Source organism: Neolewinella agarilytica (assembly GCF_900110645.1).
Taxonomy (GTDB): domain Bacteria; phylum Bacteroidota; class Bacteroidia; order Chitinophagales; family Saprospiraceae; genus Neolewinella; species Neolewinella agarilytica.
Genome location: NZ_FOFB01000008.1, coordinates 99,710 through 125,289, shown reverse-complemented (window position 1 = coordinate 125,289; position 25,580 = coordinate 99,710). Strand labels below are relative to the sequence as shown.

General features: G+C 53.0%; 26 protein-coding genes. 17 read left to right on the top strand and 9 right to left on the bottom strand.

The features are described from left to right. Positions 1-230: 230 nt before the first annotated feature. Positions 231-1,004 carry a glucose 1-dehydrogenase gene (locus tag BM123_RS09195; protein WP_090167689.1) on the bottom strand — a complete coding sequence of 258 codons (774 nt, stop codon included), beginning with the start codon at positions 1,002-1,004 and terminating at the stop codon, positions 231-233. Positions 1,005-1,207: 203 nt separating this feature from the next. Here BM123_RS09195 and BM123_RS09190 point away from each other — a divergent pair, with 203 nt between their 5' ends. From BM123_RS09190 to BM123_RS09145, 10 genes are all read left to right on the top strand, one after another. Then, the gene (locus BM123_RS09190; protein WP_090167537.1) at positions 1,208-1,906 is read left to right on the top strand and encodes an SAM-dependent methyltransferase; all 699 of its coding nucleotides are present in this window, start codon (positions 1,208-1,210) and stop codon (positions 1,904-1,906) included. Positions 1,907-1,986: 80 nt separating this feature from the next. Next, positions 1,987-3,129, top strand: a complete 1,143-nt coding sequence (mqnC, locus tag BM123_RS09185) for a cyclic dehypoxanthinyl futalosine synthase (protein WP_090167535.1) — start codon at positions 1,987-1,989, stop codon at positions 3,127-3,129. 56 nt (positions 3,130-3,185) lie between these two features. Then, positions 3,186-3,404, top strand: coding sequence for a hypothetical protein (locus BM123_RS09180; RefSeq protein ID WP_090167533.1), 219 nt, complete (start codon positions 3,186-3,188; stop codon positions 3,402-3,404). Further along, positions 3,394-3,750 carry a hypothetical protein gene (locus BM123_RS09175; protein WP_090167531.1) on the top strand — a complete coding sequence of 119 codons (357 nt, stop codon included), beginning with the start codon at positions 3,394-3,396 and terminating at the stop codon, positions 3,748-3,750. The genes BM123_RS09180 and BM123_RS09175 overlap by 11 nt, the downstream gene beginning before the upstream one ends. 197 nt (positions 3,751-3,947) lie before the next feature. Continuing rightward, entirely contained in the window at positions 3,948-6,260 is a 2,313-nt protein-coding gene (locus tag BM123_RS09170; RefSeq protein WP_090167529.1) for a chondroitinase-B domain-containing protein, read from the top strand. 272 nt (positions 6,261-6,532) lie between these two features. Further along, entirely contained in the window at positions 6,533-6,823 is a 291-nt protein-coding gene (locus BM123_RS09165) for a YiaA/YiaB family inner membrane protein (RefSeq protein WP_090167527.1), read from the top strand. 166 nt (positions 6,824-6,989) lie between these two features. After that, a complete protein-coding gene (locus BM123_RS09160) occupies positions 6,990-7,826 on the top strand; it encodes an SDR family NAD(P)-dependent oxidoreductase (RefSeq protein WP_090167525.1) in 837 nt (278 codons plus the stop codon). Between the two features lie 3 nt (positions 7,827-7,829). Next, a complete protein-coding gene (locus BM123_RS09155; RefSeq protein ID WP_090167524.1) occupies positions 7,830-8,213 on the top strand; it encodes a hypothetical protein in 384 nt (127 codons plus the stop codon). Between the two features lie 111 nt (positions 8,214-8,324). Beyond that, entirely contained in the window at positions 8,325-9,065 is a 741-nt protein-coding gene (locus BM123_RS09150; protein ID WP_090167522.1) for a metal ABC transporter ATP-binding protein, read from the top strand. A gap of 71 nt (positions 9,066-9,136) precedes the next feature. Next, a complete protein-coding gene (locus tag BM123_RS09145; RefSeq protein WP_090167521.1) occupies positions 9,137-9,436 on the top strand; it encodes a DUF721 domain-containing protein in 300 nt (99 codons plus the stop codon). Positions 9,437-9,448: 12 nt separating this feature from the next. Here BM123_RS09145 and BM123_RS09140 read toward each other — a convergent pair whose 3' ends face one another. After that, on the bottom strand, positions 9,449-10,531 hold the full coding sequence (locus tag BM123_RS09140; RefSeq protein ID WP_090167519.1) for an alpha/beta hydrolase-fold protein: 1,083 nt from the start codon (positions 10,529-10,531) through the stop codon (positions 9,449-9,451). A gap of 162 nt (positions 10,532-10,693) precedes the next feature. Here BM123_RS09140 and BM123_RS09135 point away from each other — a divergent pair, with 162 nt between their 5' ends. Further along, a complete protein-coding gene (locus BM123_RS09135; protein ID WP_090167517.1) occupies positions 10,694-12,538 on the top strand; it encodes a S8 family peptidase in 1,845 nt (614 codons plus the stop codon). Between the two features lie 120 nt (positions 12,539-12,658). Here BM123_RS09135 and BM123_RS09130 read toward each other — a convergent pair whose 3' ends face one another. Genes BM123_RS09130 through BM123_RS24190 form a run of 3 tightly spaced genes read right to left on the bottom strand, consistent with a single transcriptional unit; the run spans position 12,659 to position 15,243 of the window. Then, a complete protein-coding gene (locus BM123_RS09130; protein ID WP_090167515.1) occupies positions 12,659-13,084 on the bottom strand; it encodes a ribonuclease P protein component in 426 nt (141 codons plus the stop codon). Next, positions 13,074-14,552, bottom strand: coding sequence for a DUF1499 domain-containing protein (locus BM123_RS09125; RefSeq protein WP_175489313.1), 1,479 nt, complete (start codon positions 14,550-14,552; stop codon positions 13,074-13,076). The genes BM123_RS09130 and BM123_RS09125 overlap by 11 nt, the downstream gene beginning before the upstream one ends. Then, a complete protein-coding gene (locus BM123_RS24190) occupies positions 14,545-15,243 on the bottom strand; it encodes a hypothetical protein (RefSeq protein WP_175489312.1) in 699 nt (232 codons plus the stop codon). Before BM123_RS24190 ends, BM123_RS09125 begins: the two co-directional genes overlap by 8 nt. Positions 15,244-15,528: 285 nt before the next feature. Here BM123_RS24190 and pdhA point away from each other — a divergent pair, with 285 nt between their 5' ends. After that, complete coding sequence (gene pdhA, locus BM123_RS09115; RefSeq protein ID WP_090167511.1) at positions 15,529-16,587, top strand: pyruvate dehydrogenase (acetyl-transferring) E1 component subunit alpha; 1,059 nt, start codon at positions 15,529-15,531, stop codon at positions 16,585-16,587. A 199-nt stretch (positions 16,588-16,786) separates the two neighbouring features. Next, the gene (locus BM123_RS09110; protein ID WP_090167509.1) at positions 16,787-17,542 is read left to right on the top strand and encodes a tetratricopeptide repeat protein; all 756 of its coding nucleotides are present in this window, start codon (positions 16,787-16,789) and stop codon (positions 17,540-17,542) included. A 124-nt stretch (positions 17,543-17,666) separates the two neighbouring features. Here the strand turns inward: BM123_RS09110 and BM123_RS09105 are convergent, their stop codons facing one another. From BM123_RS09105 to BM123_RS09095, 3 genes are all read right to left on the bottom strand, one after another. Then, on the bottom strand, positions 17,667-18,056 hold the full coding sequence (locus tag BM123_RS09105; protein ID WP_090167508.1) for a hypothetical protein: 390 nt from the start codon (positions 18,054-18,056) through the stop codon (positions 17,667-17,669). A 228-nt stretch (positions 18,057-18,284) separates the two neighbouring features. Then, the gene (locus tag BM123_RS09100) at positions 18,285-18,734 is read right to left on the bottom strand and encodes a hypothetical protein (RefSeq protein WP_090167506.1); all 450 of its coding nucleotides are present in this window, start codon (positions 18,732-18,734) and stop codon (positions 18,285-18,287) included. 11 nt (positions 18,735-18,745) lie between these two features. Further along, a complete protein-coding gene (locus BM123_RS09095; RefSeq protein WP_090167503.1) occupies positions 18,746-19,147 on the bottom strand; it encodes a hypothetical protein in 402 nt (133 codons plus the stop codon). 197 nt (positions 19,148-19,344) lie between these two features. On the opposite strand from BM123_RS09095, the gene BM123_RS09090 reads away from it, so the two are divergent. The 4 genes from BM123_RS09090 (at position 19,345) to BM123_RS09075 (ending at position 24,842) form a co-directional block, all read left to right on the top strand. Further along, positions 19,345-19,899, top strand: a complete 555-nt coding sequence (locus tag BM123_RS09090) for an RNA polymerase sigma factor (protein ID WP_090167501.1) — start codon at positions 19,345-19,347, stop codon at positions 19,897-19,899. Beyond that, entirely contained in the window at positions 19,886-20,689 is an 804-nt protein-coding gene (locus BM123_RS09085; protein ID WP_090167499.1) for a tetratricopeptide repeat protein, read from the top strand. The genes BM123_RS09090 and BM123_RS09085 overlap by 14 nt, the downstream gene beginning before the upstream one ends. Positions 20,690-20,706: 17 nt before the next feature. Continuing rightward, the gene (locus BM123_RS09080; protein ID WP_090167497.1) at positions 20,707-22,107 is read left to right on the top strand and encodes a S8 family serine peptidase; all 1,401 of its coding nucleotides are present in this window, start codon (positions 20,707-20,709) and stop codon (positions 22,105-22,107) included. Between the two features lie 62 nt (positions 22,108-22,169). Continuing rightward, entirely contained in the window at positions 22,170-24,842 is a 2,673-nt protein-coding gene (locus tag BM123_RS09075; protein WP_090167495.1) for a CHAT domain-containing protein, read from the top strand. Here the strand turns inward: BM123_RS09075 and purN are convergent. Then, on the bottom strand, positions 24,801-25,397 hold the full coding sequence (purN, locus tag BM123_RS09070) for a phosphoribosylglycinamide formyltransferase (RefSeq protein ID WP_090167493.1): 597 nt from the start codon (positions 25,395-25,397) through the stop codon (positions 24,801-24,803). The two genes, BM123_RS09075 and purN, sit on opposite strands and share 42 nt — an antisense overlap. Positions 25,398-25,580 lie beyond the last annotated feature (183 nt).

Sequence of the window (25,580 nt, the reverse complement as noted above, 5' to 3'; positions counted from 1 at the left end):
TACCCCACGCAAGGAGAGTATGTCTTGGGATGGCGGCGCTAAGCGCCGCGCAAACACATTTGCATCCTTACCCCGGATTTCATCGCTTTGCGACTACATCCGGGGCTAAGGATGTTAGACCACTCCGTGGTCAAGGAGGAGGAGCATCCTTGTCACGGATTTCGTCGCTTTGCGACTGCACCCGGGGCTAAGGATGTTGGACCACTCCGTGGTCGGGGTTCGGACACTCATTACCCGATCAAATGCCCCCCATCCGCCGTAAAGACACCACCCGTTGAGTAGCTCCCCAGGTCGCTGGCCAGGTAGAGCGCCAGGCCAACCATCTCCTCCGGCTGTGCCATACGCTGCAGGGGAAGTTGACTGACGAAGTGGTCGAGAATTTGCTCATTCTGCCAGAGCGCGGCGCTGAACTTGGTTTGGATCAGCCCCGGGCAAATGGCGTTGGCTCTGATATTGTCACTTCCCCACTCCCGCGCCTGGCTCTGGGTGAGCATGACCAGGGCGGCTTTGCTGACGGAGTAGATACTCATCATCGGCGAAGGCTTGAGGCCTTCCACGGAGGCAATGTTGATCACGGAGCCTTTGCCCCGTTTTTCCATGCTGGGTTTGCATAGGTTAGCCAGCAACATGCAGGCGCGAACGTTGACGTTCATCACCTTGTCGAAGACTTCGCCGGTCATCTGGTCGAGCGGACCAAAGACCGGGTTCGTCGCGGCGTTGTTGATCAGAATATCGATGCCGCCGTAGGTGGCGATGGTCTGCTCGACCAGGTTTTGTAGCTGCGCCTCGTCGCCTACGTGACAGGCGATGCCGGTGGCGGTAAGTCCGTCGGCGGTGAACTCCGCCGCAACGGCATCCACGGCGTCTTGTTTGCGGCTGCTGACGACGACGCTGGCACCGCATTCGGCCAGCCCGCGGGCAATGGCCTTACCGATACCTTTGGAAGCTCCGCTGATGATGGCTACGCGACCGCTGAGGTCGAATTTGTCTTTGATGTTGGGCATGGATTGAATGAGTGAATACAGGAATGAGAGAATGGAAGAATTATCCCGCATCGCAAAGTCGGAAAAATTTAGCGAAAATTCGCTACTCATTTATGCGTTGCTCTAAAAACCTTCTCCGGCACCTGCGTCCGCGCCCTACTTCTTTACCTTTGCCCCTATTTCCGCATTCTCCTAGTCACCCATTTTACATTCTCCCATTCTCTATGGCAGGTATACTTTATCTCATTCCCACTCCTCTTGGCGACAACGCGCTGCACACTATTCCGCAGTCAACGCTGGATATTATTCTTCCACTTCGTCACTTCGTGGTGGAAACCGGAAAAGTGGCGCGAAAATTTCTGAAGGAAGTCGGCGTTCCCCTGCAGGAATGCGAGTATTACGACCTCAATAAGCGGACGGAACGGGAAGACCTGCAGGACATGATCGGGGCGGCGGAGCGCGGGTTCAATGTTGGGGTGATGAGCGATGCGGGAGCCCCCGGCGTGGCGGATCCCGGCGCAAAACTGGTATTACTCGCCCACGAGCGTGGCGTACGGGTCGTTCCGCTGGTTGGCCCTTCGGCCATCCTGATGAGCGTCATGGCCGCTGGCCTGAACGGACAATCTTTCACCTTCAACGGCTACCTGAGCCCCAAACGGCAACAACTGGCGAAAGACCTGCGCCGCCTGGAGGCCAGCAGCCGGAAGGGCAAAACCACCCAGCTCTGGATCGAAGCTCCCTATCGCAACCAGGCCACCGTGGAGGTTGCGCTGCAAAGCCTTCACCCGGACACCCTCTTCTCCGTTGCCTGCGACCTGACGCTGGAGACCGAGTTTATCTTTACCGCTAAGGTGAAAAACTGGAAGAAAGACGTTGGAGCCGAACTGCAGAAACGGCCGGCGATGTTTTTGTTGCTGGGGTGAGGTATAAAACTTTCATTTTTTTCTGAAACTTCCACAACCTCCCTGCCTGCTTCTTGTTGAATTACCCACAACTCTCCGATATGAACGTTGCTGATCTGCTTGAAAAAGGACTAAAGAAAGAATGGCTCACCGCCGAAGAAGGCGTTTTCCTGTTGGAAAATGCGGACACGGCTGACCTGATGTACGTCGCTAACCAGCTCCGCTTTCAGGCGGTACCTAAAAAGGATGTCACCTGGATCATCGACCGGAACTCGAACACGACCAACGTCTGTATTGCCAACTGTAAGTTCTGTAATTTTTACCGGCGGCCGGGGCACGAGGAAGCTTACATCACGACCATCGAGGAGTATAAAACCAAGATCGAGGAGACCTTCGCCTTTGGCGGAGAGCAACTGCTCTTGCAGGGTGGCCACCACCCTGACCTTGGCCTGGAGTATTACTGTAAGCTCTTCAGTGAACTCAAAGAACTCTACCCCAACCTCAAGCTCCACGCCCTTGGCCCTCCGGAGATCGCTCACGTGGCGAAGCTGGAAGGCATGAGCCACTACGACGTGCTCAAAGCCCTGAAAGAAGCCGGCCTGGATAGCCTGCCCGGCGCCGGAGCGGAGATTCTCAGCGATCGCGTTCGCCGTTTGATCTCCAAAGGAAAGTGTGGCGGTGAGGAGTGGCTGGACGTGATGCGCGCTGCGCATCAGCTAGACGTCACCACCTCCGCCACCATGATGTTCGGCCACATCGAAACCAACTGGGAGCGGATGGATCACCTGGTGCGCATGCGCCAGGTCCAGAGCGAGAAGCCAGACCATGCTAAAGGCTTCCTTGCCTTCATCCCCTGGCCCTTCCAGGATGAGGACACCATCCTGAAAAAAATCAAGCGCGCCCGCAACACCGTTACCGGCGATGAATACATCCGGATGATCGCCCTGAGCCGCATCATGCTGCCCAATGTGACGAACATCCAGGCCAGCTGGCTGACGGTAGGTAAGAAGGTGGCCCAGATCTGTCTGCATGCCGGTGCTAACGACTTCGGCTCCATCATGATCGAGGAGAACGTGGTATCCGCCGCCGGCGCCCGCTGGCGCTTTACCGCCGATGGTATTCAGGAAGCCATCAAAGAAGCGGGCTTCCGCCCGCAGCTACGCACCCAGCAGTACGAATACCGGGACCTGCCGAAGCATATGGTGCAGCAGGAGCTGGTGGGGGAAGGGATGATTGTGGATTGAGGTGGCGTGCAACCATACATAGTTCCCGAATGTTTCAGTAGTAATCAAATCAAAAGATGATGACTTCCAAGCTATCCATCCAGTATCTCACCGATGAAGACGGCCAGAAAACAGCGGCAGTTATCCCCATTGATGAATGGCTTGAGTATTCTCGGTTTGTCGAGCAATACACTTCTATAAAGAACAGTATTCGTAGAGGCTTACAGGAAGTACAAGACATTAAAGCGGGTAAAATCGTACCTCAATCAGTAGAATCCTTTTTAGATGAACTCTAGAATTGTACTTACTGACGAGTTCAGGAGGCAAGCAAAGAAACTTGCTAAAAAACACAGATCGCTAAGTAATGATCTTCAGGCGCTTTTTAACTCACTTATCGAGAATCCTTACCAAGGAGATAAGATTGGAGAGAACCTCTACAAAGTGAGATTAGCGATTAAAAGTAAGGGAAAGGGAAAAAGTGGAGGTGCACGGGTAATTACTTATCTTGACATAGAAGTCATTGATGAAGAGCAAGAAATAGGCATAAACGTTTTGACCATTTACGATAAAGCTCAGGCAGAATCAATCTCTTCTGAATTTGTAAAAGCTATGATTGAGGAGATCAGGGCTGAAGAAGAATAATTTAATTCGTGAACACTTCACTTAAAAGGTGCACCCAGCAGTACGAATACCGGGACCTGCCGGAGCATATGGTGCAGCAGGAGCTGGTGGGGGAAGGGATGATTGTGGATTGAGGTCGTGGTAGCCCTTCCTGATTGTCGCCCGCTCTTAGCTCTACAATAAAACTTACCTTGGGGGTAAGCTTTTAACGCGCTAAGATGAAGTACACCGTTTTTCTGGCAGTCACCTTTCTGCTATTCTCCTGCAACAAAAATTCAGGAACGAACACCTCTTTTGTTCAGGATTTAACAGCGCTGGAAAAGGCCATTGAACAGGCAACTCCCGGAGATGAGATTGTGCTCGCAAACGGAAGCTGGAAGGACGTACAAATTGACTTTTACGGAAAGGGAACAGCCTCCCAACCGATAATTTTGCGCGCTGAGAACCCCGGCAAGGTGTTTCTGGAAGGAAAATCTTCCCTCTATCTGGGGGGTGAGTATTTAGTGGTTGAAGGTTTATATTTCAGGAATGGCTACTCCCCCAGAAGCAGTATTGTAGCCTTTAAAATCGGGCAAGACTCCACGGCCTTCCACAGCAGGATAAGCAATTGTGTGATTGAAGGCTTTACCAAGCCCAGCCGCCTGATTAATGATCACTGGATTGAATTCTACGGCCAACATAATCAGCTGGACCATTGCTACATCGCTGGTAAATCGAACGATGGGGAAACCTTGCGGGTGTTCCATACCGGAAACCAGAATACGAGTAACTACCATCAGATTGTCAACAACTACTTTGGCCCAAGGCCGAGAAAAGGAGGCCCCAGAGCCGAGACAATCCGTATCGGGGATAGCAAAACGCACATGACCCCCGGCTACGTAAACGTTGCCGACAATTATTTTGAAGCCTGTAACGGAGAAGTTGAAGTTATCTCCGATAAAACCAATTTCAACACCTTCAGGAATAATATCTTCTATAAATGCGAAGGCTCACTGGTGTTGCGCCACGGGAGCTTTGCTAAAGTGGACGGCAATATCTTCATTGGAGGAGACGAGTCCGGGTTTTATGGCGGTGTCCGGGTCATTAACACCGGGCACTGGATTACCAACAACTACTTCTACAAAATAAATGGGGAGGTATTCAGAAGCCCACTGGCGATGATGAATGGTATCCCTAAATCCCAGTTGAACCGCTACCGGCAGGTGACTGACGTTGTCGTGGCCCACAACACCTGGGTTAATTGTAAATCGCCCTGGCAGGTTGGTGTGGGGCAGAATATTGCCAGTGCTGATGTGTTGCCGGAAGTCGAAATACGCTCTGCTCCGCCCATCCGATCCATCATTGCGAATAACCTCATCTACAATGATCAGGCCGACGATTCTCCAGTGGTGAATCACTCCAGTATTGACGGTGTTCTTTTCCGGAATAATGTGCTCCATAATGATGGTCTTACCTTTACGAAGTACGATGCACTACAGCTGCAGGACGTGAAAATGACGCAGATTAATGAATGGCTCTTCGCCCCTGAAGAAGGGCTGTCCGGCTTTCTCGACAGCCTCTACAATGGCTTTGATTTTGATAAAATAGAGCAGGACCTGTTTGGAAGTTCCCGGGCGGATAAAAACCTCGTCGGCGCCATAAGCCAGTTGGCTAAAGCGGAAAATTATCAACTGGACCAGAGTCGGTACGGCCCTTCGTGGTTTTCGACGAATAGGGCTACGGCTGAACCAGCCGTATTGACGGCATCCTCCAAAGCGGGTGAGCTGGCCCGTCTACTTGACCAGGCCGAGGCCGGGGATATTATTGAGCTAACCGATAAAGAATATACGCTCAATGGCTCGCTCAAAATCGATAAGGAAATCATCATTCGCTCAGCCGGAGAAGACAAAGCGCAACTCCTTTTTTCGGGAGGAGAAAGCACCCCTGCCTTTGAAATGAACCCCAAAGGAAGTCTCCGGCTGAAGAACATTCGTATTAAGGGTAAGGCCGGGCAATTAGCTTTTGCGCCGCTGAAGGAAAACATGTCTTCTGCCTACAAGCTGTTGGTTGATGACTGTGAAATTGAAGGCTTCTCTTACCTGCTTAAGGCTTCTAAGGGCTCTTTTGCTGATTCCATTACGGTCAGTAATACCCTCATTCAAAACTGTGAAAATGGCTTTGTACTCGCCGCTGATGAAAAAGGCGACTATAATGCAGAGATGGTTTCCATTGATAAGTGCTCCTTCATCAACGTACAGCGCAATGTCGTCCATTTCTATCGGGGTGGATACGATGAGTCAACCATCGGCGGCTTTCTTAGCATTACGAATAACAACTTTATGAACTGCGGCGCAAAAGAAGAGAGCAGTGTCCTGCTTAAAACCCGGGGTATTATCAATGTATTTATTACCGGCAACACCTTCAGGCAAAACCCCGTGAAGCTGGTAGCGCTGCTATGGGGCGAGAAGAACAATCACCACCGGGATAACACTATGGTTAATTCTGGAGAGATTAAGGTGGAAGAGCAGCAAAAGTTGGAGATACTTTACTGATTTTGCCCCGGTTTTTAAGGTTTGGAGCTTTATCTGCGGGCCGGAATAAGGCTTTTATGTCCAATCCTGTTAATCACTCCAGCGAAAATTCGCTAACACTCGTCGATAATCCATCCCGATTCATCGACATGGGGTAGGTTTTAACAGAATCCGATCAGAGTTTTACCCCCGAACCAGTGGTCAATCTTGACTAATCGGCCGACGAACTTTTCCGACTTCGTCAGGAAAAGAATTCGGCGGACGACTATTCAGATCACGCAAATTTCATTGATATGAGTCATACTATTATCGACCATTCCAACAGTAAGTCATTTTTCAATATGGCCTGGATAGCCTTCGTATGTGCCACCCTTGGCACCATTGCGGGCATCATCCTGCTGGAGGCTACGCTGGCCGCCAAGGGCTTTCTGGCGATGGGCTTCGTGTTCACCATCAGTGCCTGCTTTACACTGGCCAAGGTGATGCGAGACCGGCACGAATCAGAGCGTCTCTACAACAAAGTGGAACGGGCCAAGACGGAGCAGTTCCTGAGTGAGAAGGAGAATCCCGGAGGGAGTTTCTAGTGGTCGAGTATTTACGGAGCCGACCACTAAGAGATCAGGGCGCACACGCAGGTGCAGGGGGGAAGTCTTTTAACAGCATGGCTTTCAAAGAAACATTCCCTTGCACCTGCGTCCGCGCCTCCTTTTCTTTCGCCAGCCCTTACCTTACGGCCAAAGTCGATCATACATGAAAAATTTCTCCCAAAAAGTAGTTGTCATCACCGGAGCTGGTTCCGGCATCGGTCAGGAGCTAGCCATGCAATTTGCCGCTAAAGGCGCCATTCTGGCCCTCAACGACTGGAACGAAGAGGCCCTGAACGAAACCTGGGAGATCCTTCCGGAAGAGTCCCGCGGCTACATGGAAGCCTTTGACGTGGGAGACCGCAAAAAGGTCGAAGAATTCGCCGCCAGCGCGCGTAAAGCGCTGGGCCGGATTGACGTGGTGATCAACAATGCAGGGATGACGCTGGAAATTCGCCCCGTTATCTACAGCGAAGTCGAAGACTACGAAAAAGTGCTCCAGGTTAACCTCTGGGGCGTCATTTATGGCTCCCTGGCCTTCCTGCCCCTGCTGCGCGAGCAAAAGGAGAGCTGTCTCGTCAATATCAGCAGTGTCTTTGGCCTGATGGGCTTCCCGGGGCAGGCACCCTATAACGTGAGTAAATTCGGCGTACGGGGCTTTACCGAAACCCTGCGGGTGGAGATGCGGGGAACCGGGCTGCAGGTCGTCTGTGTACACCCCGGTGGCATCCGGACGAACATCGCTAAAAACGCAGTGGCCACTGATCAGGCAGCACACGACCGCTTCGTCAAAAACTTTGAGAAAAACTCTCCTACTACCGCCGATCAAGCTGCAAAAGTCATCATCTCCGGTATCCTGCGGGGTAAGAACCGGGTAACGATTGGCTCCGACGCCAGCTTCATCGATAAAATCACCCGCTTAATGCCCGAGAGCTATGAACGGGTGCTGGCGAAAAGCCTGGATCGGGCCAAATTTCTGTCCAGGGGAAACCGTAAGCAGTAAGCAATGTCCAGGCACTTCGTTTTTTTATTTGACGCCCTCGGCGCGCTTTTATCGGCGCTGCTGCTAGGCCTGGTATTGCCTGCGATGCAGGAGTATATCGGTATGCCAGTCAGTATTCTCCACTTCCTGGCGGGTATAGCCTGCGTTTTTCTTCTTTATTCTTCGGTTTGTTACTTCTTCGCCCGGGAAAAGTGGCTCCCCTTTTTGAAAACGGTTATCCTGGCGAATTCTATCTACATACTTGTTTCTGTAGGGCTGATCTTTTACCACTTTCAGCAGCTGACGGGTCTGGGGATCACCTACTTCATTCTGGAAATAATCGTGCTCTTCGGAGTGGTGGCCTATGAAGCCCGGGTTTATCGGAAAGGAGAATTGGAAGTTGCCTGAAAATGGCTAGGGATAGGGCTCTATACAGATACAACCGGCTAAGCGGCTGTAACGTTTCTCTATCATTCTTCCCTCCTACATTCACTCCTTCCCTCATTCTCCCCTTCTCCCATGCCACACGCCATCACCGTTAATGACCTGTCCGTTTCTTACGACCGTAAGCGGGTGCTGAATAACATTTTTCTGGAAATTGAGGAAGGGCACCGTTACGGTATTCTGGGGCCCAACGGATCCGGAAAGTCGACCTTGTTAAAAGCAATGTTGGGGCTGATCGATGATTATACCGGCACCATTCAGGTCCTGGGGCAAGACGTTCAGCAGGTGCGCAAGCGGGTCGTCTACGTACCTCAACGGAGTGAGATTGACTTCACTTTTCCGGCAACAGTACGCGACGTTGTCTTGATGGGCCGTTACCCTCACAAACGGGTCTTTCAACGCCTCAATGCGGCAGACAATACCATGGCCGAAGCGGCCATGCGGGAGTTGGACATCCTGAACCTGCAGGATCGTCAGATCGGAGAATTATCCGGCGGCCAGCAGCAAAGGACCTTTCTGGCCCGGGCGCTGGCGCAGGGAGCGGACATTCTATTGCTGGATGAGCCTTTCGTTGGCGTCGATATTCCCACCGAAGAAAAAATTATTGAAGTATTGCGGAAGCTCTCTGCAGAGGGCAAAACCCTGATGGTCGTTCACCACGACCTGCAGGCAGTCCCTGAATACTTTGACCACGTCATCCTGCTCAATCAACGGCTCATTGCTTACGGCCCCACGGAGGAGGTCTTTACCCCTGAGGTGCTAAAGCGCGCCTTTGGCGGTCAGCTGGCGCTCTTGCAACAGGCAGGGCAGATGTAGAGGGTAGAACTGTAGGCGGTAGATTGTAAATTTGTAGGCAATTACCAGAACTGCCGACTACAAAGTGCCCCATGAGCAAGCCTCCGAAGAATGACCCTACTGCCCTGAAGGATGCCTTCATGAAGCTTTTGCGCAATAAGCGCAATGAGGCGGGGTACTTTAAGGCGCGGACGAAATTGGTCTGGGAAAAATTCTTTGGCAAGCACGTGGCGGATAATACCCGGGACATGATGGTCCGGAACCGCAAACTCTACGTCTACGTCAATAATGCGCCGCTGCGCAATCAACTGATGATGGTGCGGGAAGGCATCCGGAAACGGCTGAATGAGGAGTTTGGAGAAGAGTATTTAGAGGAGGTGGTGATCAAATAGGGACTGGCTGCACTATCCAAAAAACAACCACTCCATCGCCCGCGGAAATTCCTCTCCCCAGCGGGCTTCATTATGTTGGCCAACGGGATCAATGACGACCTTGAATTCCACCAGTTGAGACTTTGTTGCCTGTTTTAATTCTTCTTCAAAGCGGAGCATGTCTGATACCATCGACTTGCTTTCCGCCTCTCCGCCGTAGAGATAAATTTTGCCCCTGAACTTGTGCGTCAGCCGCATAATGTGGTAAGGGATCTTTGGGATTACCCAAAGCGAAGGGCTGAAGATCATCAGCCGGTCGTAAATCGTAGGGTAAATGATTCCCGCATAGATACTGATCAGTCCGCCGAGGGAGCTGCCCCCGATGCCCGTATGCTCTGCTCCCGGCAGGGTGCGGAAATGCCCGTCGATGTATGGCTTGAGCGTTTCGGCAAGGAAACGGATGTATTGCCGCCCCTCTCCGCGCCCCAGCTTGGTTTTGAAGGAGGGCGTAAACTCGCTGATGCGTTCTTCGGCAGCGTGATCGATGGCAATGATGATCACATCTCCTTTTCCCCGGCCAGCCATGCTGGCCAGTTGTTTGTCTACTCCCCAGCTGCCGTAGGGAGCGTGCTCATCAAAAAGGTTTTGACCGTCCTGTAAGTATAAAACCGGATAGTGCTTATCCGTTTCGTAGTAGTCATGAGGTAACAGGGCTGCTACCCGTCGGGTGCGAATGAGCTCGGGAATCTCAAAAGATTCATTGAGCACCACGATCTTGGGAAGATGCTCCTCCCGGTAGTGAAGCCCTGCGCCAGCCCATACTTTTACCTGATCAGGCACGGACCAGTCTTTATCGACGTAGCGACTGTGGTTTAAGGCATTTTCGCCGTGTTGCCCCAACTCTACGCCTTCCCAGCCTCCCCGGGCGTATTTGTATTCGATGTGTGTCAGGCTGTCAGGTAGATCTAGACTGATTTCGAACTGACCGGACTCGGCAGTCTCCTCAAGCCGGAATTCTTCTTTCCCTATTGCCCAATTATTAAAGTTTCCGGCCACGTAGATGGGCCGGTCATCAGTAGTTGTATCGGTAATCAGACGGAGGGTACGTTGGGGCATTCGAATGATGGATAAAGTTGGTGGGCAAAACTAAGCTTTCAAATTGAACTGCGAAGTGCTTATGACTATGGTTATAGAGGGTGGCGAAAAAAAGTCCCTATCTTTAGTAACGATAACGCTATTCATCCCATAAAGCGGTGAAACGGTCAAATCCTGCTTGGTTTGGCACACCTCTTTATTGTTCTCAATTACAACACGATGCGAATTACGAAACTGTTTTACCTGTCATTGGTATGTGTGGTCCTCACCTGGGCTGCCTGCGAAGATGATGATATGCCTACTCCGCAATGCGACTATACGGTTCCCGATATTGCTCTTAGCGACGGAAACTGTTCTCCGCAATTGCTGGAGTTTTTCAAAATCAACGAAGAGCAACAGGGCGTCATTCCTGACCTGCCCAAAGACTGCCCTTCCGCATCTCCCTGGGGCCGGACCTTCCGGATCGAGCCCACAAATAATGGAGACATTGACATTCACTTCTACAATGGCACCCGTGCCTGGGCGAACATTCAGGTGTTTGGGGTGGAAGGCTGCACAACGGACTTCGTAGAAGCCTTAACCTCCTGTATTTTCACAAACGCTGCTGCACAAATCATCCCGATTACCGGCGCTACCGGCTTTACGGATATTTACGTCACGGTTGATCTGGTTACCTCGGGGCCCGGCACTAACCTGGAACCTTACTTCCCGGATGACCCTCAGCAAGGTGGTGAGTACATTGCTTTTGGAGCTTTTAACGAAAGCCCGGGCCATAACAACTCTTTCAGTTACCGTGGCATCAGCCCCCAGAATGAACTGGAACGCTTAGACTTTTCCTGTGATGGAGGTTCTACCCAGCGCGTCATCATTGGTACTTGCAACCCTAATCTTGACCTCAATTCCTGGAAACAGGAAATTGGCCTCGAAGAAAGTGAGTGTTATGACAGCCCGGAGGGTATGGTTTGCGCAATGGATGTACCCCCTGGCCTTGACCCGGATTTAACGGGTAACGCACTGGCCAAAAAACGCCCCCGCCAGAACACGGATGACTACTACGTGGACGAAGACTTCATCATTTCTATTCCGGCTCCGGGGACTAACGGCCTGCAGGATATTGATTTCCTGGAGCAGCGAAAACAAACTGAATTCCTGGAGTGCCTGGTTTTCCAACTGGGAGAAGGTTCCACAGCTGATGAAGGAGACCAGCTGGTCGTGACGATGATTGACAGTGGAATTGAACTGGGAGGTAACTGGGACGAAGTATGGGGGAACCACGTCAATAAGTTCCTGAAGTTTGCCCCTTACCTGGACACAGGACTGTACGGCTACGATTTCTTCAACGCCAAAAATGTGCCGGATGATGAAACGGGCCATGGCACCAACACTGCTGGCGCGCTTATTGGTACCTATACGGGAGATCTACCACTGACGGTGGTTCACCATAAGATTTTCGGCCCCGACGGAAACTCCACCTACTTTGGTGCCGTAGTGGCTACCTGGGAAGCCGCAAAAATGAAAAGCGATGTCATCAATATGAGCTGGGGAGCTTACCCCGACGAACGACCCGATGCGCTGGCCTGCGCCATTGGTTTCGCAAGGTCCCAGGGATGTATTGTCGTTGCTGCAGCCGGTAATGACCAGGAGAATCTGGACTTCCGTCCGCAGTACCCCGCTGTTTTCTCCTTGGAGTTCGACAATGTGGTTACGGTAGGCTCTTATCTCTACATTCCGGGCAGTGATGCGCTGGAAGTAGATCGCGTGGAGGAATTCTCAAACTTCAGTCCTGGCTCCGTAACGTTGGGTGGCTACCTATCCGCTAAAACGCCAACGTATGGTGGTACGGACTTCAACTTTCTGGCGGGAACGTCGATCTCTGCTCCGCTGGTCTCCAGCCGGATCGCGAAGTCGCTTGGAAGAGGAGAAGACGTGGCCACTTACCTCTTCAACCAACAACAGTCCGGTAACCTGATTGATGACTTTGTGCTGGGCCGCTGGCAGCCCATCTGTCCGACGTTCGACGACTTCTAACGGTCTGGAAATAAACCATCGGGTGGAGATGTTCAAATTTTGTCCACCAGCCTGAAATTACACATGTGGGCCGGTCCGGGGTGAAAACCCCGTGACCGGCCCACGTATTTTATTCGGATACTAAGTTAAGCTTTCCCGCTCGGCAAGTTGCCCAAGCAGCTTCTTCATTTTTCGCTCGATGTAGGCTTGGGGCATTGCCTCCTTGCCGGTATAAATGAACATCAGGGCCAGTTGCTTCGCCGGCGGTGCCCATTGCTTTCTCGGAGTATTCCCCTGCACCTGCGTGTGCGCCCCAATGAGCCGCTTTTGTAGTCGATAGGCTTCCTGCACGCGACGCTTGATCAGGTTTCGGTCTACCGCTTTTTTGAACCTGCGCTTGGGTACCACGAAGGCCACCTGATACGGAAAGGTCCCCCGGACTTCTTCTGCCTCAGCGTATACCAACCGTAGTGGATAAGAACTAAGGGAGCGGCCGGACTTGCCAAAAAGCCGGCCAATCTCTTTACGGGATTTCAACCGCTCATTGCGGTGAAACTTATTGCTCATGGAAGGCCTTTACGACTTTGTTCATCCGGCGGGAGTTGGCCCCCAGATCACTGTGGCCTACCCGGCTGGCACTGCGATAATGGATCAGCTTCGCCTCCTCGTCAAAAAGAAATTCCACATCGTCCGTGAAGGGAATCAGGAAGGTCTTAAAGGTGTAATGCAGGTAATTACCGGATTCACTTTTGAGCGTTGTACGGGGCATGGAGTTGATGGCTCGTTTCAGCTTTTCCTTAGCTTCCTCAAACGTTCCGGTGTAGGGTATTGCCTCCCGCTTTTTGTCCGCCTGAGCGGTTTGCGTACTGACACAATTGGGGCTTTCAGGGCATTCTTTTAGCTGGCTGAGCATATCATCTTTTGGATGAATAATTGCGGAAAGAGCCGCTTTGTTCACCGGCTTAGTATCTGAGCCGATGGCCAGGCTGGCTAAAACTTCGTTGTTATCAATGGCTCTTACCTCAGCCAGCAGCTGTAAGCCGGAGGCCCCGGCCAAAAAATGCAGCAGTCCAAAATTTTTCTCTCCGATCAGTGGGCTTACCCGATGGGCGTTGGGCTCGTCCGCAGCTTCGTACGAGTGCGTCAGGCCGCTGGCCGTGATTTCGTAGAGGAATTGGTCTTCAATAGCTACCCGGCTGATTTCCGCCAGATGGCGGTCACCGCTCAGCAGAATGGGAAGGGCTGGCCGCGTGGCTGACAATAATGCCAGCAGGCGCTCCCGGGCAGCCGGGAAGAGATCCCATTTTTCGTACCCATGCTCCTGGGGAAGTACCTGAATACTGCTGCCAATGACGTGAGCCGCAGCGGGGCTGTTCGTTAATTCTTTTTCCAACCAGGCCCACTGGGCCTCTCCCAGTATGTCTCCATTAGCATTCTGCCCGTAGCGATGACCCTTTTTGGTGGGGGGGACAACGGCATCCCGGAAATACCGGGTGTCCAGCAGGATGATTTTGACCGAATTATTTCCTTCTCCTACGGTATAGCTTTGGTAAACGCCAGCCTGACTACGCACGGCCGCATCCGCCGGGACATCTAGAAAGTCAAGTAACAGCTCCTGGGCCATTTCTTTATGTTCCCACTCTTTTCCGCCGTCGTTCAGACCATAATCGTGATCGTCATAGATGCCATATACCTGCTTTACGGAGGCCAAAAAAGCGGCATATTCGGGGGCATTTTTTTGGCGATCGAACTCGGCCTGGAGCTGGTCCCGGTCTCCGGTATCAGCGTAGACGTTGTCGCCCAGCCACAGCCAGGTTTCGGGTTTGTTTTTAGCAATAACGGGCCAGAAGTCCTGGGGTTTGTCCTCCCGGTTGCAGCTGCCAAAAGCGATTGTCATCAGACCTTCAGGGGGCGACAGGTCGGCCACCTCCAGGGTGTCAGGTTCCACGTTTTCAGAAGCGCCGGCCAGATAAAAGGCGCCACCAATGATGGCGAGCACAAGGGCAGCAATAACTTTCAGGATGGTTTTAAGCATAGCGACGACGGACGAGTTCGATGAATTCACGGGCGGTTTCCACTTTCGTTTCTTCACTCCAGTCAAAGCGGCGGGCGATGCTTTCCAGCACAGGCCGGGCTGCGGCAAAGGAGCCGGAAGTGTTGAGCGTCCGGAGGGTGGTATTGAGTAGTTCGTTGTCATCTCCGAAGAGGTCCCGGCTAAAGAGTACGCGATTGTTGATCGTCAGGGCGCGGGTCAGGTCAGCCAGCGGCTGGCGGCCAAAGGGGCTGGCCGGACCTTCATCAGCGAACAGCGCTGCGGCATCAACGCTGCTGGCCGGAGTGGGGGCGGGCGGGGGAGGCGGCGCCGGAGGAGGTGTGGGGGTCACGCGTGGCGCAGGCGCAGGCGCCGGTACGGGCACGGGTGGAGGCGCCGGGGTAGCGGCAACCGGAGCCGGAGCGGGTGGAGGTGGTGCGGGCGCGGGCGCGGGCGCAGGTGCCGGGGGAGGTACCGGAGCAGGGGCAGGCGTCACTTTAGGCGCTGCGGGCGCTGCCGCCCGGGGTGGAGCCGGTTGGTCCTGGTGGCCAGCATAAATTTCATACAGCTCTCGCAGATAACCGAGCATCAGGTCTCGCTCCATGGCGGAGATCTTGTGTCCTTCGCCTAGTTGCAGGCTTTTGTGCAAGGCGGTAATTCGGCTGATGAGGCGGTCGGCTGGTGACTGAGGCATGGATCCGTAAAGTTGTTGTTTGGGGAAGGCTAAAAGTAAGGCCAGAAAGTGGCTTGATCACTTTTGCAAAAATAAAGACTCTCGTACTCACCCGGAAAGAGAGGAAAAATCTTTGGTGGCATAACGTATTCCGGAAGAGATCTAATATTTTTTGTTCCTCCTGAACCATGGCTCTTTCTCACGGTTCTCATAGAGAAGCGTAGGTTTGAACCCCGGCATTTCTCCACCGTGGCTTATATTTAGCCAGTAACTTTCCTAAAACGAGCGAAATTTCGCTACATCGATATGGCAACAGCAACTAAAAAGCCCGCTTCGCGGACCAAAAAGACTTCCACCGCCAAAAAGAATGGCACGGCCAAAGGCCTGAAATACAGCAAAGAGCAATATCTGGAATGGTATACGCTGATGCTGCGTATCCGCCGTTTTGAAGAGCGGGCCTTAATGTCTTATGGTCAGCAGAAGATCCGCGGTTTTTGCCACGTCTACATTGGTCAGGAGGCCGTTGCGGCGGGCATGGAAAGTGTAATTACTAAAGATGACGGTATTGTGACGGCCTACCGCCAGCACGGAACGGCCCTTGGCCGTGGCGTTACCATGAAGGAGGCGATGGCTGAGCTTTATGGCAAAGCCACCGGTATTGTGAAGGGCAAGGGAGGCTCTATGCACTTCTTTAGCAAAGAGAACAAGTATTTCGGAGGCAACGGCATCGTTGGTGCTCAGATTCCGATCGGCACCGGTATCGCCTTCGCTGAAAAGTACAATGGCACAAAGAACCTCTGTGTCGTCATGTTTGGCGACGGTGCTTCCCGCCAGGGCGCCCTTTGGGAAAGCTGGAATATGGCCATGACCTGGAAAATCCCCGCCCTCTACATCTGTGAGAACAACGGCTACGCGATGGGAACAAGCGTAGAGCGGACGAGTAACGTCACCGATATGTCTAAACTCGGTGCCAGCTTCGAGATGCCTTCAGAGAGTGTTGATGGTATGGACCCCGCAGCCGTCCATGAGGCCATTACCCGTGCTTCAAAGCACATCCGCTCCGGCAAAGGTCCTTACTACCTGGAAATTAAGACCTACCGCTATAAAGGACACTCCGTTTCTGACCCCGCCAAGTACCGCGAAAAGTCAGAAGTTAAAGAATACCAGGATCGGGATCCCATCAAGGTGACCGAAAAACTGATCCTCGATAACGGCCTCGCTACGGAAGATGAAATCAAAGCCATCAAGAACAGCGTTAAGGAAGAAGTTGCCGAGGCAGCCAAGTTTGCTGAAGAAAGCCCCTGGCCGGACGCCTCCGAGCTTTACACGGATAACTACTCCGAGCCTTACCCCTTCCTGACGTAGTCAGAAAATAAGGAGATAGTCCTTTTTTTACAGGACCCAGAGCGATCAGCAAGAGCACCGAAATGTTCCCCTGCTGATCGCTTTTTTTGTGCCCGTAGGTTTGTTTATCCCCATCAACTCAACAATATCCCGACATTCCTTATCTTTGCGCTCGCTTTCGGGGCTCCGCTGATACGGGGCCTTTCAAATTATTGAGATAATGGCAAAAAAGAATAACATTGGTCGTCGTCCTACGGGAACACCAAGCACAGGTCGGACTCGCGGAACTGCTAGCCCCACTATTGAGGGTGATGATACCCTGGTAGACATTGTTGAAGTTCGTGATCAGGGCCTCGACTTTTTTGAGCGTAACCGTAACACGATCATTTACGGCGCGCTCCTGATTGGTGCACTAATTGCCGCTTACTTCATTTACCAGACTTTCGTTAAGCAACCCGCTGAACGCAATGCCGCTGCTGCTATGGAGCAGGCACAGGTACAGTTCGAACGGGACAGCTTCAGTCTGGCACTGGCTAACCCCGGTCAGGGCGGCCTCGGTTTCCTCGATATCATTGATGATTACGGAAGTACGGAAGCTGGTAACCTGGCCAACTACTACGCAGCCGTTAGCTACCTCAACCTCGGTCAGTACGAAGCAGCACTTGACTTCGCTAAAGCATTCAGTGCGGAAGGGCAATTGCTCCCCGCCATGAAATACGGCATCATCGGTGATGCTGAAAGTGAACTGGGCAATACGGACGCTGCCATCAGCGCCTACGAAAGTGCCATCAGTGCTGCTGGCGAAAACTTCGTCACGGGTGGTTACTACCTCAACAAGCTTGGCCTGCTGCTACGGAGCCAGGGCCGTACGGACGAAGCACTGGCTGCTTTCCGCCGCCTTAAGACCGACTTCGGTCAGAGCCCGGAAGCTGCTTCCGCTGACAAGTACATCACGATGCTGGAAATGGCCCAATAGCCAATCCTGGTTTCCAAATAAGAGAAAGCCTCAACAGTATCCGTACTGTTGAGGCTTTCTCCTTTATGGGGAGTAGTCTCTGGCTTACCTGCTTTCAGCAGCATTCCTAAGCCTGAAAAGTTGACTACTCGACCTTAACCTTATATTGAAAGGTATTTCCCACTGACTTGCCGTCGAAATGTATACTGATCAAATGGCCCTTCACGCCTGAAAGAGTATGGCTGCGGGTTTCCCGCTTATTGCTTTTTTGAGAATTCACTTCGTTGAACCACCCTGTTTTCAGCTTAGTGTAGGTTCCATTACGGTTTACTTTACAGATAACGTAGCTGGTTTTTCCCTTGCCGTCAAGTTCCCGGATATTAACGGTGAGTTTGCTCTTATTGGACGGCACCGAACTGATGTACATCCGGCCTCCGCTGGAGACTATCCGGCCTTGCTCCCATTTGCCAAAGTTGAGACGGCGCGGACCGATGGTTGCCCAGGAGGAAGATTTACGGTTCCAGAACTTAACCATTTGGTCAGTCAGGTATAAATATGTGCTGGGGTTGGATAAACACTGCGGGAAATTGTTAGGAGTACAGCCTTTAGCCTTAAGTATCCGGGATATTTCACCATTGAGGTCAGACACCACGCTCGGGGCTGATTTACAACTTTGGGTATGTGCTAACCCAAAGCAAAAGAAAAGGAGTAGTGCGGAAAAAGAGATTCTCATAGTTGTTGAATTTGAATGAATGTGGAAGCACTAATTTTTTTGCCGGCCTTTCCTTCGCCGTTTATCAATCAGTGGTGCGGCAATGTCGTCGATCAAAACATCCAGCCAGTTTCGTTTTGCCGCAGTTTGCGGACGTGCATTTCCGGTGCTGGAAGGACGACTGTTCTGGCGCATCAGTGTTTGTTGTTCGGGAGTGAGGACGGTAGAGATCCGGGCACGGAGGGCCCGGCGGCGGGCTTTTTTCGCCTGAGGCGAATCTGCTTTTGGAGTGGACTGAAACTCGCGTAGGATAGCTTCTACCTGCGGTAGTTGCTCGTCGGTCAGTTGAAGTTTTGTGGCAATTTTGGCCAGCGTGTTCCCCACGGGGGAAGAAGCCGGAGCGGTAATGGTCATTTCCTCCTCCCCGTAACCTTCCTCTTCCTGCGCAAGCAGAAGAGGAAGGCTACCGATGAAGAGCAGGCTAATCAATAGTAAGCGCATGCTGGTCTTTTTTAGTTTCGCTTTTTGATCACGATTACCTCGTCGCCAAACTCTTCAAGAAAGGCTTGCAGGATACTTCTGCGTTCTTTCTCATCCCGCTTGTTACGGAAGTGAGTTTTTACTTTGGTTTGCTGACGAGGGTTAAGACACTCAAGTAGCGCCTTCTGGAAGGCGGCTAATCGCTTTTTTTGCTGGGCCTTGCTGCTGGCAGGGTTATTACTGTTGGCCGTACAGAACTGTACCGCTTTTTCCTTGAGGCACTTCATCTGGTTGTAGTCCAGGTCGAGGTGCTGGTCCAGGGTTCCCAGATGTTTTTTGGCGATGGTGGCACAAGGATTGGAGCCCGCCTGAGCAGCAACAGAAACGGCCAGGCCACAAACAATCAGGCAGGAGAATAATAGTCGGAAAATCATAACGGATGATTGGGTTATTGCCTTTTTTCATAAAGACAGGGTGATTGAAAATTCGCTCTAGGGACGAGGAATGCTGAGGGAATCCATAACCCCAAGGGATTTTTCCTTAAATTCGTCAGTGACAACAAGGAATAAAACGCTAACAATTGGCTTGGTGCAAGCCGGCATCCCTTCTTTATTAAGACACTCTTTTTGATATGCAATCAGCCACGGACCTGGAGCTGGTGGCAGCCTTCTGTAAACAAGACGAAAGGCAGGCATTAGGCATCCTGTATCAACGGTACGGGCATTTGGTGGTAGGTCTTTGCCTGGACTACCTGAAGGACCGCGAAGCGGCCAAAGACGCTACCATGGACGTCTTTGAGAAAGTAACTTTAAAGGTCTGTAACCAACCCATTGAGACTTTTCGGGCCTGGCTATTCTATACCAGCAGGAACCACTGTATTGATCTCCTGCGCAAAAAAATCAGGCTTCGGGAGCGGGAAAGTAAAATTTCGTCGGAGCTGGTTGTGGAATCCATTGATGCTGACCGTCCCTTAAGTGAAGAACGGCTAACCATGTTGCCCGATGCGCTGGCGAAACTGCCCGCGGAGCAGGCACGGTGCGTGAAGTTGTTTTACCTCCAGGGGAAATCCTATAATGACGTGGCCGAAGCCACGGGGTATGACCTCAAGAAGGTAAAGAGCTACTTGCAGAACGGCCGGCGTAACCTTCGTATTAATCTCGAAAAAATGGCGCATGAGCAATCCTAACAGGCAAGACCGGCAACGATGGATCCGGGGAGAAGAATCTCCCGATATGGATGACTTCGGGCGGTCCGCAGATCGTGGGCGTAAAGAATTATCAGCGGATGTCGAGGCAGCGGAGCTGATGAAAGAACTCGACCTGGCCTTTGCGGCTAAGTTTGGTGACCTCGATAAAAAAGAGGGTTCCTCGACTAGCTCAGTAGGGGGCGCTACCGCAGGTGCAGAGAAAGATCCGAAGAGCCATGAAGGGGCCACCGTTCGCCGGCTCAGCCGGCTGTATGCCATCGCTGCTGCAATCCTTTTACTGATTGCTGCTGGCTCCTGGTGGCTTACTCACCAGCCGGCAATGGACTATGAAGCGCTCTACGCCGAGGCTTTTACTCCTTACGCCAATGAGCTCGATAGCCGGACCATGGGCGGCGAAGACAGCCCGGCATCGCTGGATGAAAAGCTGGCGGCTGCCAGCCTCGCCTACGATCGCCGCGACTACGCGGCGGCGGCAACTGCCTTTGCCGATTACCTCGCCTCTGCACCTGCGGCCGCGCCTGCTTCTGCCCGTCTTTACTACGGCATCAGTCTCCTCGGTGCCAACAAAGCCGGGGAAGCTATCCCGGTCTTTGACGAACTCGCTAATAACAACGCCAGCTACCGCGACACTGCACGCTGGTACCAGGCACTTGCCTTACTGCGCAGTCAACAGCCAGATGCTGCCAGGCAAATACTTACTGATATTTCTTCTTCTCCGTCATCCCCCTTCGCCCAACGCGCGAATACTCTTCTTAAGGCCATGCAGTAGCCAAAATTACTAATGCTATGAAACGTTTTATTCTCCTTTCTCTGTTGAGCTGTTTTTCGCTCTTCCTCTCCGCCCAGGAAACCGATCCCATCGAGAATCGTTACATCCCCATCTTTCAGGACTACGAAGAAAAGCTCGAAGAACTCGGCTACCCCGTTGGCCGTGCGGGCAACGCCGCCTACGTGCCGGGTCAGTACGTCCTCAAATACACCGGGGCAAATGCCGCGGCTGATTTTCAGGCAGACTTTATTAAGCTGAAACGCCGTTTCGGTGCCCGTAACGTTTCCCTGATCGGGGAGTGTGGTTGCTCCGACGAGTTCCAGCTCTACAACATCCACCTGAAAAACGTAGGAGGAGAAGAAAGAGGCAAAGCCGGAAAAAACAAAGTGGCTCAGGCTATTGGCCAGGAAGAAGTAGAACCGAACTTCTACGTTATTCCGGAACTGGACCAGCTGAAAAACAACCTGGACTTCAACCAGCTGCCACCTAACTTCAAGGTCATTCCCAGCACGAATAGAAACGCCCCCGTTACTATTGCCGTTCTGGACAGTGGTATTGACCCCTACTTCCAGCATCCACAAACCACCAATGGTATGGCCCCGCTTTACCTCTGGGAAAACGAGGAAGACGAGCAGGACGATCCCTTCTGCTTCGATGACGATATTTTTGGCTGGGACTTCATCAATGATGACAACGCTCCGCTTGATGATCACTCCCACGGTACGCACATCGCCAGTCGCATTGCTCAACAACTCAAGAACAACGCACCGGACGTGAACTACCGCTTTATGTCCCTCAAAATGCTGGACCATGATGGTGTGGGAACCACCTTCCACGCCAGTTGTGCCGTACTCTACGCCGCCCATCATCAGGCGGACGTCATCAACGCCAGCTGGGGTTTTTATGGCGAATCGGACAATATCCTCAGGGGAGCTTTTGAATATGCTGAGTCTCGTGGAGTCGCCACCATGAACTCCGCCGGTAATTACCGCCGCGACCTCAGCAGTACCCGTCACTACCCTTCTGAATTTGCGCTGGAGGCTAATCCCATTCAGAGCATCTTCTTCGTTTCGGCTACGCGGACGGGGACTTTACTTTGGCCATTGACGAATTTCCGGTCTAACCCTGGCGTTCCGGGGAGTGACTTCATGGCAGCTCCCGGCGGCAACTTACTCGGGTTGATGCCTCATCACATGGGCTATAATAATAACCTTGCCCGTAAGCGAGGGACTTCGATTGCGGTTCCCTTTGCTTCAGCCCTGGCGGCTCACTACCGCCACCTGCACCCCAATGACGGACCCGTTACGCTCCGTAACATGTTACTGGCCACCATCGAAGCTCAGGGAACTGGCGCAACGGTGAACTACGGCGGGCAGGTATTACCTTATAAGGTGTTTAACTGGGTTACTCTTCCGTAGCCAGATACCAGCATTTGCTCATCGTGCCTTACCTTTCCTAACCGAAGGGTAAGGCATTTTTTATGAGGAAATCAGGCATAAGACTAACGATTGGTGTATTGCTTTTACTGCTGGGGTCTCTCCAGGCACAAGATGATTGGGAATATCCGGAAGACCGGATGGAATATGATTCCCTGATCAGTCTTGCCCGGGAGTTACCAGAAGATTCTCTTGGGCGAAGGTCATGGTTGCTGCATCAGGCCGGGCGGACGGCCTATTCCTTTGGTGCCTACCGCTCCGCCATTAGGGCTACCGGAGAAGCCCTGGACATTCGCCTTTCCCACGAAGATGACTTCGCGGATGAAGTACTGGTCTCCGCCTTCAACCTTGGAACCTATTATTCTGAGGTAGGAGAATACGGAGAGGCGCTCGATCATTTGTCCGTTATCCTCAATCGGGCACCGAACCGGAAAGAAGGGGTGGCGCATTACCAGTGTGGTATTGTATACGGGAGAACGGGAGAATTTGAAGCCAGTGAACGAGCCTTTGCCCGGGCTGCCTCGCTGCCTCCCTTTGCGGGTAATGATTACCAACGGGCTTATCTGGATCAGCAGTTGGGGCTGATGCACGTGAACAAATCCAACGCCAGTGGAGGGGAAGCTGCCCGGGAACCATTGGCGCGCGCACTGGCCAGCTTTCGGGCGGATGAATACACCTACGGGGAGATGGAAACGCTCAACCTACTGGGCTGGGCCCAGAGTGATGCCGGCCAGCAAGAGGTGGCCATCGGCCACCTCCTCAAAGCCGAAGCGCTCGCCCATGAGATGGAAATCGAAGACGAAGACTTAACGGCTATCTACGGCAATCTCGGCATGGCCTACCGGCGCTCGGGGCAGCCGGAGGCTGCCCTGCGGCAGTACCATAAAGCTCTGCGACTGGCCCGTTCTTTCTCTGATGCAGATCAACGCCCGAACATGGATGTTGCGGGTACGCTCGATAATCTGTCTACCGCTCATCTCTTCTCCGGACAGTTAGACAGTGCCCTCTACTATGCGCAACGGGCTCTGGAGATAGCGACTCCCGATTTTAAGTTTTCCGGAACGGAAGTCTTGCCCGGTCTGGATCAAATGATGACCGATCGGCCAAGACTACTGACCATCCTTCTGGACCTCGCCAAGGTGCACCATCTGATGGGAGATACCGGCCAACCAGCCCACTATAAACAGGCACTCAGTACCTATCGGCGTACGGATGAATTGCTGGACGCTATGCGACGGGATCAGCTGCTGGATGAAACCCGTAATTACTGGAGAGCGGATGCACGTAGCCTTTATGACCAGGCGCTAAACGTAGCCATGAAAACGGATGACCCGAACTCAGCTTTCTACTTCATGGAGAAAGCCCGAAGCCGGCTCTTACTGGATGAGCTAAGTACAACGATGGCTAGTGAGCAACTCCCCATCGACGTCAACCTACGCCTTGCTGAAGTCGCCAGAATGACCCGGCTTAGCGGAAACACTCCCGCTGCTACCCAACGCTTCCGACAGCTGCAAGACAGTATCTTCTCCGCCTTTCCCGCCTACCGGGATGCCAGCATCGGGGCACCACCTCCGGACCCCGCCACCATTGGTCAACTGCTGAACGGCCGAACCCTGGTGGAGTATTATGTAGGAGAAGATATGACCATTGCGCTTACTTACTCTCCTGACGGAGGGCTTGGGCTTACCGAATTAGCGCCGCTTTCTGTCTGGGGGAAAAGCCTGCGCGCCCTGCGGGATGACCTGCAGCGCCCCGGACAGCCCTTCGGCAAAGAGAATGCCCGCCAGTTGTACGAGCAGCTCATCGCTCCGCTGGACCTTGCGGAAGGGACACCTCTGACGATCGTTCCGGACGGAGACTTATACCTGTTGCCCTTCGGGGCGCTGTTAAGCACGGAGCCTTCCAGCAACGCTGCTTACCAAAACTGGCCCTGGCTGGATGATGAGCGGGAGATCAACTATGCCTTTTCCGTACAACTCCTGGATCTCGCCCGCCAGCGGCGGGGCCGCGGTAACGGCCGGGCGCTGGCACTGGCGCCCGTTGCCCGCCTGAGGGCCGACGGGCAGCTGCCCGCTGAGCTGGAGCTGCCCGCTACACTACGAACGGTCCGCCATCTAGCGACGCTCTTTCCAGCGGACACCTTAGTCAACGCCGCTGCCAACCGAAGGGCATTTCGGGAGAAAGCAGATGCTTACAGTTTGCTCCACCTGGGAACACATGCTTACCTGGCCGATGGAGGCAGCTTTCTGCTTCACGACCCGGAGCCCGCCCGCTATTCCATGGCGAATTTGCTTGACCATCAATTGCGGGCAGACCTCGTAGTGATCGGAGCCTGCGAAACCGGCATAGGAAAAGCATTGCCCGGAGAGGGAGTAGCCAGCCTGGGACGGGGATTTGCCCGGCGCGGAGCGCCGGGGCTGGTGATGAGTCTCTGGTCCATTGATGATGCAACCACGGCGGAACTGCTTAACTCTACCTACGACGGGCTTAGTGAGCAAATGGGGCCCGCAACGGCATTACACCTTGCCGGAGTTAACTACCGGCAGGCCGTCACAAATCCCGGTTTTGGCCACCCTTACTACTGGGCTGGCCTCGTTAATTACGGCAGCAACGCTCCGCTGAAGATGGGAAATGAATCGATCAACTGGCTGGCCTGGATTTTTTGCCTGATCGCTTTAATCCTGGCCCCCTTCCTCCTGATGCGCCGCAAGCGCTAAGCGTCGAATTACCCGCCAGTAGTTGGCGTGTTCCAGGCGAAGAACACGCTCGGCTATCTTCTCCGGACTGTCTTCAGCATCCAGGCGGACGGCGGCCTGAAAAACCGTATTGCCTTCGTCGTAACGCTCATTTACGTAGTGGATCGTGATGCCACTTTCGGTTTCTCCGGCGGCTTTGACGGCGCGGTGGACGTTCGCGCCGTACATCCCTTTTCCACCATAATCAGGCAATAGGGCGGGGTGGATGTTCAGGATTTTATCCGGGAAAGCCTCGACCAGGTAAGCGGGAACAAGCCATAAAAAACCAGCCAGGGCGATGAAGTCTACCTGGAAACGGGCGAGGTCCGTCAGCAATACTTCCGATTCCCGGAATTCCTGGCGGTTCAATACCAGCGTTGGAATGTTCCGCTCAGCGGCCATGGTGAGTGCGCCTGCGGTGGATTTATTACTGACCAGTAATACCACCTCAACGCCGTCTTCAGGGTGTGCCTGAAAGCGATCAATGATGGTGCGGGCGTTGGAGCCGGTGCCGGAAACGAAGAGGGCGAGTTTCATGGGGGAGAGTCAAGTGGTCAGATAGTCTGAGAGTCAGGCAGTCAAAGAGCAGGTCAGTACTATTTGACTGCCTGACTCTCTGACTGCTTGACTAATACTGCGCGAACGCAGGTGCAAAGAAAGCTATTTGGAGCAAGGGAAACCAAAACGGCCGGCTTTTCCTTTGGTGGAGAAGCCGGCCGT

Bases quoted from the DNA above. Each gene is read 5' to 3' on its own strand.
- BM123_RS09195 (WP_090167689.1), bottom strand. From the start codon at position 1,004: ATGCCCAACATCAAAGACAAATTCGACCTCAGCGGTCGCGTAGCCATC.
- BM123_RS09190 (WP_090167537.1), top strand. From the start codon at position 1,208: ATGGCAGGTATACTTTATCTCATTCCCACTCCTCTTGGCGACAACGCG.
- mqnC (WP_090167535.1), top strand. From the start codon at position 1,987: ATGAACGTTGCTGATCTGCTTGAAAAAGGACTAAAGAAAGAATGGCTC.
- BM123_RS09180 (WP_090167533.1), top strand. From the start codon at position 3,186: ATGATGACTTCCAAGCTATCCATCCAGTATCTCACCGATGAAGACGGC.
- BM123_RS09175 (WP_090167531.1), top strand. From the start codon at position 3,394: ATGAACTCTAGAATTGTACTTACTGACGAGTTCAGGAGGCAAGCAAAG.
- BM123_RS09170 (WP_090167529.1), top strand. From the start codon at position 3,948: ATGAAGTACACCGTTTTTCTGGCAGTCACCTTTCTGCTATTCTCCTGC.
- BM123_RS09165 (WP_090167527.1), top strand. From the start codon at position 6,533: ATGAGTCATACTATTATCGACCATTCCAACAGTAAGTCATTTTTCAAT.
- BM123_RS09160 (WP_090167525.1), top strand. From the start codon at position 6,990: ATGAAAAATTTCTCCCAAAAAGTAGTTGTCATCACCGGAGCTGGTTCC.
- BM123_RS09155 (WP_090167524.1), top strand. From the start codon at position 7,830: ATGTCCAGGCACTTCGTTTTTTTATTTGACGCCCTCGGCGCGCTTTTA.
- BM123_RS09150 (WP_090167522.1), top strand. From the start codon at position 8,325: ATGCCACACGCCATCACCGTTAATGACCTGTCCGTTTCTTACGACCGT.
- BM123_RS09145 (WP_090167521.1), top strand. From the start codon at position 9,137: ATGAGCAAGCCTCCGAAGAATGACCCTACTGCCCTGAAGGATGCCTTC.
- BM123_RS09140 (WP_090167519.1), bottom strand. From the start codon at position 10,531: ATGCCCCAACGTACCCTCCGTCTGATTACCGATACAACTACTGATGAC.
- BM123_RS09130 (WP_090167515.1), bottom strand. From the start codon at position 13,084: ATGAGCAATAAGTTTCACCGCAATGAGCGGTTGAAATCCCGTAAAGAG.
- BM123_RS09125 (WP_175489313.1), bottom strand. From the start codon at position 14,552: ATGCTTAAAACCATCCTGAAAGTTATTGCTGCCCTTGTGCTCGCCATC.
- BM123_RS24190 (WP_175489312.1), bottom strand. From the start codon at position 15,243: ATGCCTCAGTCACCAGCCGACCGCCTCATCAGCCGAATTACCGCCTTG.
- pdhA (WP_090167511.1), top strand. From the start codon at position 15,529: ATGGCAACAGCAACTAAAAAGCCCGCTTCGCGGACCAAAAAGACTTCC.
- BM123_RS09110 (WP_090167509.1), top strand. From the start codon at position 16,787: ATGGCAAAAAAGAATAACATTGGTCGTCGTCCTACGGGAACACCAAGC.
- BM123_RS09105 (WP_090167508.1), bottom strand. From the start codon at position 18,056: ATGGTTAAGTTCTGGAACCGTAAATCTTCCTCCTGGGCAACCATCGGT.
- BM123_RS09100 (WP_090167506.1), bottom strand. From the start codon at position 18,734: ATGCGCTTACTATTGATTAGCCTGCTCTTCATCGGTAGCCTTCCTCTT.
- BM123_RS09095 (WP_090167503.1), bottom strand. From the start codon at position 19,147: ATGATTTTCCGACTATTATTCTCCTGCCTGATTGTTTGTGGCCTGGCC.
- BM123_RS09090 (WP_090167501.1), top strand. From the start codon at position 19,345: ATGCAATCAGCCACGGACCTGGAGCTGGTGGCAGCCTTCTGTAAACAA.
- BM123_RS09085 (WP_090167499.1), top strand. From the start codon at position 19,886: ATGAGCAATCCTAACAGGCAAGACCGGCAACGATGGATCCGGGGAGAA.
- BM123_RS09080 (WP_090167497.1), top strand. From the start codon at position 20,707: ATGAAACGTTTTATTCTCCTTTCTCTGTTGAGCTGTTTTTCGCTCTTC.
- BM123_RS09075 (WP_090167495.1), top strand. From the start codon at position 22,170: ATGAGGAAATCAGGCATAAGACTAACGATTGGTGTATTGCTTTTACTG.
- purN (WP_090167493.1), bottom strand. From the start codon at position 25,397: ATGAAACTCGCCCTCTTCGTTTCCGGCACCGGCTCCAACGCCCGCACC.